At 49.5% G+C, this 7,250-nt stretch carries 4 protein-coding genes; all 4 read left to right on the forward strand.

The genetic code is table 11. The annotated features are described in order from the left end of the window. The first annotated feature begins 138 nt into the window (after positions 1-138). The 4 genes from FCL48_RS24410 (at position 139) to FCL48_RS24425 (ending at position 6,982) form a co-directional block, all read left to right on the forward strand. Positions 139-723, forward strand: coding sequence for a hypothetical protein (locus tag FCL48_RS24410; protein WP_136876670.1), 585 nt, complete (start codon positions 139-141; stop codon positions 721-723). Positions 724-925: 202 nt separating this feature from the next. Then, entirely contained in the window at positions 926-1,354 is a 429-nt protein-coding gene (locus tag FCL48_RS24415) for a universal stress protein (protein WP_136876672.1), read from the forward strand. Positions 1,355-1,576: 222 nt separating this feature from the next. After that, positions 1,577-5,689, forward strand: a complete 4,113-nt coding sequence (locus tag FCL48_RS24420) for a hypothetical protein (RefSeq protein ID WP_136876674.1) — start codon at positions 1,577-1,579, stop codon at positions 5,687-5,689. 303 nt (positions 5,690-5,992) lie between these two features. Then, positions 5,993-6,982: an MBL fold metallo-hydrolase gene (locus FCL48_RS24425; RefSeq protein WP_136876676.1), complete on the forward strand. Its 990-nt coding sequence runs from the start codon at positions 5,993-5,995 to the stop codon at positions 6,980-6,982. Positions 6,983-7,250: the final 268 nt, after the last annotated feature.

The raw sequence follows: 7,250 nt of genomic DNA on the forward strand, positions 1-7,250 counted from the left end.
AATCCTGTTGGCAGGTCATTGTTTTCTCCTTTCGGTTTGTTGTTGATAATTGGCCCCGAAAGGATAAGCTTGGCCTGCCTTTTGCCAAGCTTTATATGAATTTACAGAAGGAATGGTACACTAACCTCAGAGAAGACGATGACCAACAATAATAAAACAGATGACAGTTCTTATATATACAGAATAGACAAGTCTGATAACCTAAGCTACCTCTCCGATAACTGGAGTGAGTTTGCCCTTGCAAATGATGCTATTGCAATGAGCGTTCCGCACTTGATCCTCGGTAAATCACTGTGGAGTTTCATTGCAGATCATGATACCCGCTATATATACACGCTTGTACTGACCGAGGTGCGGAAAACCCTTGAGCCTGCGGTAATATCTATCAACTGCGACTCACCCGAGCTGCAACGAGTCTTTCAAATTACCATGACTGCAATGGATGACGGGGCTGTAGAATTTTCCAGTACAGTAGTGGAAATACGCCAAAGGGAGTATATCAAAATCCTGGATGCGTCGGTTATTCGAAGCGAGGATATTGTCAAAATTTGCAGCTTCTGTAAAAAAATCGCCGTTTCAGACGGCAAGTGGGTAGAGACAGCAGAGGCGATCAGGGTCTTAAATTTTTTTGGTAATATTACAATACCCCAGCTCAGTCATGGTGTTTGTCCAGACTGCTTTGCAAGCATAACAGCTGAAATGGATTACCCAAAATTAATGTGAAATCATTAAAATACCTCTAAACTCTCATTATTCACGACTCTGACGAAAAGGCTCTTGCACAAATCTCAAAAGTTGCAACCGGGTCTTCTTATACATACTTTCTCTGCAGCTGTTTTATTACACAGGGTGATATTGTTGTCTGATAGGTTATCAGTAAGAACAGACATTTCAGATGTTCAATTCTTTTAAGAGGTGACTTCTCATGAAAATTGAAAAAATTCTCCTTCCCTTTGACGGTTCTGTTCATTCTATAAACGCTTGCAGCTACGCGCTCAATCTCGCCAAACTCCACAAAGCCCAGGTCACCATTATCAACTGTTATGAATGGAATGCCAGTATCCTGGAAGTCCCAAGCCCGCTCATCAAAGATCTTGAAGCAACGAGCGAGAGGCATGCCCGGGATATACTAAAAACAGCGGAAGAGATTTTTGCGGATCGGGGAGTAGAATATCAACTTAAGGCTGTTTACGGATCACCGGGGGTCGTGTTGACGAATCTTGCAAAACAAAAGGAGTACGACCTGATTGTCATGGGCTCACACGGTCACTCAGATATTGCCGGTCTCTTTCTCGGCAGCGTTACACATAAGGTGCTCAATACGATATATTGCCCGGTGCTGGTTGTTCCTTGATGAACCCAGAACCTGCCAGGCATTAAAGACAGTTCATTTGCTCACGAACTCTATGGGAATTTTTTCTGTACCCGGAGTTATTTCTCAAGCCCGTTTCTAATAACTCCTCAGTATGATAGTATATTGGCCACTAACATTGAATGTATTCAGAGATAAAATAGTCCAGCCGTGCGTCGTGATTTACGTCTTTAATCGTCTAACCAAGGTTTTCAGGAGTATGTTATGATTTTTCATACAACGAAATGGGCTTCTTTATTCCTGGCCCTTTTCACTTTATTGTTCCCCTCTGTGTCCTCCACCACCGAAATACCCGAATCCCTGCAAGAATGGGTTCCCTGGGTCCTGCACGATCAGGATCAGAGACTCTGCACCGCAGCCTTTGACGGCAAGCAAAAGTTTTGTGTCTGGCCGACACCGCTGGGTCTTGATCTGGGCGCGACCGGCGGCACCTTTCATCAGCAATGGCAGATGAAAGCAAAGGGATGGATCGTTTTGCCAGGCAATGAACGTCATTGGCCTCAGGATGTACAGATCAACAACAAGCCAGCCCTGGTGGTTAATCAAAGCGGGTCACCCGCCATCTTTATCGACAGCCCAGGAGCGTATGAAGTCAAAGGCTCCTTTACCTGGCAGGCCCTGCCTGAATCCATCCAGATCCCGGCAGGAACCGCCATAATCGAGCCGTTTACGGTGGATGGTACTGAGCGTCTGGCGGATGTTGCAAAGGATGTTCTGTGGCTTTCAAGAAAAACCGCAACTGGCCCGGAACAAGAACAGGACACCGTGCAGACCCAGGTCTACCGGCATGTAAAAGACACAATACCCATGGTCATGACCAGTCATATTGCCGTGCAGATCTCAGGAAAGCCCCGGGAAATCCTCATCGACTGGAAGTTACCTGATGGTCAGATTCCCCTTGACCTGCAATGTCCACTGCCGGTCAAAATAGGCGCTGATGGCCAGATCCATATGCAGGCACGCCCCGGGAACTACACAATCATCTACAGATCCCGTAGTACAGGCCCCGTGGAGAACCTTCTCTTTGACAACAGTCCGCTTGGCCCGGATAAAGAATACTGGAGTTTTGAGGCCCAGAATCAACTGCGCATGGTCAAAATATCAGGAGTCCCTGCAATCGATCCGAGCCAGACGACCATTCCTCCCGCCTGGCATTCTTTTCCCGCCTATCAGGTGGAAAAAGGTCAATCGATGGTCTTTGATACCTTAAAAAGAGGCAATCCCGAACCGGCTCCCAACAACCTAACCCTGCACCGTACCTTCTGGCTCGACAGTGACGGTGAGGGAATAACCGTTCAGGATAATCTCACAGGCACCGTTTACCGTAATCCCCGTCTTGAGATGCAGGAGCCCGCTGAACTCGGCAGAATGGTCATAAACGATCGCGACCAGCTTATAACCACCCTACAAGATGGTGAGCAGAAAGGTCCAGCCGGAGTTGAAGTGCGGCAGGGGCAGATTAATGCCCTGGCGGTCAGCCGTGTCGTCCAGACGACCACCTTTCCTGCGGGTGGCTGGGGCCAGAACATCCAGAAACTCTCCGCCGATCTCATCCTCCAGCCGGGCTGGAAGGTCTTCCACGCAACAGGGGTTGATTCGGTCAACAGCTGGATTTCCCGCTGGACCCTGCTGGATTGCTTTATCGTACTCATCATCGTCACCACCACCTTTAAGCTGCTTGGCCCGCTCAAAGGGCTGGTGGCGCTTATCGCCCTTGTTCTCTCCTATCATGACCAGCAGGCCCCGGTTTTTCTCTGGCTGGCCATACTCTGCTGCATTGCCATCCTGAGCGCAGCACCTGACCTGAAATTTATTAAATTTATCAAGGCAGCACGGATACTGCTGCTGATCGCAACCGTTATTGTCCTTCTCCCCTATTCCGTCACACAGCTGCGTGAAGGCTTCTATCCGCAACTGGAAAGGGTTTACAACGCCTACAGCCCACCTTCGGTCGGCCTTAACAAGAAAAGGGATATGACCACCGATGCCCTAAAAGAAAACATGGTTCAATCAACCATGGAATATGCAGGCAAAGCAATGCGCTCCGCGGCTCCAGCCAGCATGGCTTACACCCCACAGGAGCCGGAATTACAACAATACGACACCCAGTCAAAGCTACAGGCAGGCCCCGGCGTACCCGACAAAATATGGAGGGCGGTGCGTCTGTCATGGAATGGCCCGGTTGACGCTGCCCTGCAGCTCCAGCTGTATCTCATCTCACCTCTGGTCAATCTCATCCTCTCCCTGCTCAAGGTGGCGGCCCTCTTCCTCCTGGCCTTTTTCATGGTGAACCGCAAGGATTTCGGGGCACTGAAACCAGGAAAATCAGTAAAATTTGAACTAGCAGACAGTGCGCCCACCCTCACCGGGGCGGTTTTACTCTGCCTGCTCATCTCAGGGGCAGCCGCGACGCCTGGGGTCTGTGCTAATTATCCCAGTCAGGAACTTCTCGACTCTCTGCGGACAAGGCTCACCGAACCAGCCCGATGTTTTCCAAACTGTGCAGATATCAACACCATGCAGATCAGGATGGAAGAATCAACTGTTCAGCTGCAGATGACCATCAATGCAAGCGTTGAATCCGCCCTGCCCCTGCCCGGCGGTAAGGGTTTTATCTGGCAGTCATTTGAGCTGGGTAATACTGAGAAGGCCAAGAACACTGAAATGTCCGAGATACCTGCCTTTGCCGATAATGACCAGGTCTGGGTGCCCGTTCCGGCAGGTCAGCATGTACTCAGGATGTCAGGCCGGGTCAACCGCTCAGACCTGCAACTGGGCCTGCCTGTAAAACCCCACCTCGTCGACTTTGAAGGAAGTGGCCAGTGGACCGTCTCAGGGCTTGACCCCAACAAGGTTCCAGGCGGCCCGCTACAGTTTGTTCAACAGAAAGTAGAGGCGGATAAAAACAGCTTTGGTACCTCAACCCTACCACCTCTCATGGAGGTGAGAAGGATCCTTCATCTCGGTCTGCAGTGGAATGTTGAAACCATCGTGACCAGGCTCTCCCCTTCCGGCACATCCGTGTATCTGAAGATTCCTCTTCTTGACGGCGAATCGGTCACCAACGGAGAATATAAGGTTACCGGCAATGTTATTGAGGTGAACTTTTCCCCGGGCGAACAGCAAAAGCGCTGGAACTCTGTGTTCAAAGAGCGCTCGTCCATTTCTCTTATGGCCCCTGAGACAACAGAGTGGACCGAGGTATGGCGACTTAATGCCAGCCCGGTCTGGCATATTGAAACAGAGGGGATACATCCCATCCATCATCATACGGGTGACGGAACCTGGCAGCCCGAATGGCAGCCGTGGGCAGGTGAAAAAATCTCAATGGTTATCAGCCGCCCCAAAGGGGTTGAAGGTGAGACCAAGACCATCGAATCAAGCTTTCTCAAGATCAATCCAGGTATTCGCTCCACCTCCATGGCGCTGACCTTTACCATTCGCTCAACCCGTGGAGATCAGCAGAATATCAGCCTGCCGGGCAATGCCATTATCCAGTCGGTAAAGATTAATGACCGGGAACAGCCCATCAAAAAAGACAGCAATGTGGTTATCCCGCTTGTTCCCGGCTCACAGAAAATAGAGGTCAACTGGAATACTCCAGATGGAATTTCGACCCTTTTTCAGGTACCAAAGATTGATCTTGGCAGTAACAGTGTAAACTCCACCATTGAGGTGCAAATCGGCAATCGCTGGGTCTGGTACGTGAAAGGCCCCCAGAATGGTCCCGCCATTCTCTTTTACAGCGAGCTGCTGATCATCCTGCTTGCGGCAATCGTCCTGGGTCTTTTAAAAATCTCCCCGCTCAATATCTTTCACTGGCTGCTTTTAGGCCTGGGTTTAAGCCAGAGCGGTCTTGTGCCCTGCCTGATTATCGTGGTCTGGTTTACCGCACTCTGGTACCGCGCCGAAAAGGGCAACATACTCTCAGACAGCGTCTTTAATGGCGTACAGGTCCTACTGGTGGTTCTGACCCTCATTACCTTTGGGGCAATAATTTTTGCCGTCCAGCATGGTCTGCTTGGCCATCCGGACATGCGCATTGCCGGTAATGGCTCGGGAAGCTATCTGTTGCGCTGGTATCAGGACCGGATCTTAACGGTCCTGCCGCAGCCGGTCATTGTCTCCATACCCATAATGGCCTACCGGATCTTAATGCTACTCTGGGCCCTGTGGCTTGCCTTCAACCTGCTGAAATGGACCAAGTGGGGCTGGCAATGTTTTACCAAAGAAAAGGGCTGGGTTGAATACGGCTTTCGCTGGAAAAAAGACAGTTCTGAGGAACAAAAGAAAACCCCCGCACCACCCAAAAAATAGGCTGAGGTGAAAGGATAGCACATGGAAGGTGGCAACAACCGCCACCTTTCATGGCGCCCGGCAGCAGGGATTGTGTGCCACGGTAACTTAGATTGACCAGATACCATTGGAATCATCCCTGCCACTTATAATTATTTTTGCTTCGAGGTTAAATTAACGTAGCCCAAATTTCTCATCAATGAACTTTTGATTTGCACCGAAAAACACATTGTTTTCTGCGACAGTCAATTTAAAAAATAAAATCATGTCGTTGAGTTGGTAATCAAAAAATTCATGGGATATGCGGGTCAGGAGGAAAGATAGATGACCTACCGCATTTCACCACTCTGGTGGCCCGTTCTGGCCCTGTCAGCACCTGTTCTTCTGCCACGACTCTATATCAAAAACAGTCGCTATAAACAAAACCTTGTCCAGGCAGAACGGCTCAACACCAGCCGGATGCAGAACGCACGTGAACTTGATTTACCCGAACTCACACAATTTTCCCTGACACCCATCGTCGAGTACAAAACTGAGCCTGGATTTTTGGGCTCCCCCGGCGTTTCGTACCTGATTACAACCAATCTGGGCCAGCTTCTCTTTGACGTGGGCTTCGGTCCAGAAAATGAGGTCTTTGCCAGCAATGCAGAGCGCCTTGGTTTTTCCATGGATACACTGCACGGCCTTGTTATCTCCCACCTGCACCCCGATCACATGGGTGGCTTTAGAGCTGTTCGCAACAAACAGGTCCGGCTGCCGATTGCCGTACATTCCTCACGGCAAAAGCCCTGTTTCTTACCCGAACCTGCAGATGCAGAAGGTTTTACACCTGAAATAGTAACAGTACCAAGATTGCTTCCAGCGGGTCTTGCCTCCACCGGACCACTGGCACGCAGTCTTTTTCTTATGGGTTTAACCGAAGAGCAGGCCATTGTTGCCCGTCTTAAAGATAAGGGGTTGGTTGTCCTTACCGGATGCGGCCATCCAACCATTGAAACCATCATACAAATGGTCAGGCGAATTTCCAGTGAACCGATTTACGCCATTGGTGGCGGGCTGCATTTCCCGGTCACCGACAGCCCGCTACGCAAACCGGGCCTCAAGGTACAGATGATCTGGGGAACAGGAAAACCACCGTGGAAAAAAATAACAGACGATGACCTGCAGGCAACCATCAGGCATCTCAATGGAATAAACCCAAAATATATGTTCCTCTCCGGCCACGATACCTGCGACCATGCCCTGCAGAGACTGACCTCAGAGGTCAACGCCACGACCTGTGTCTTGAAGGCTGGTGGTACATATGAGTTATGAAATAAATTACAGGGTATTCGCTGACAGCTCCCCTCTCTCTTCAGATGTTAAAAGAGGGGACACTTCATCTTATGAGGATCGGGAGATTTTTTTATGTCTTATACTCCCTGCTCTGTCATCGTTCAGAGATAATGAATATTCGTAACTGCTTCCCCCCCTTTAAAAATAATTTATGGGGATGAAGAAAATGCTTGACAGGTTTTTGGCAATATTTTTTGTAACAGCTTGATTCAATTATACAATCACCTGAGATGCATTGTAATAGGGC

The organism is Desulforhopalus sp. IMCC35007 (genome assembly GCF_005116575.1).
Lineage (GTDB): Bacteria > Desulfobacterota > Desulfobulbia > Desulfobulbales > Desulfocapsaceae > Desulforhopalus_A.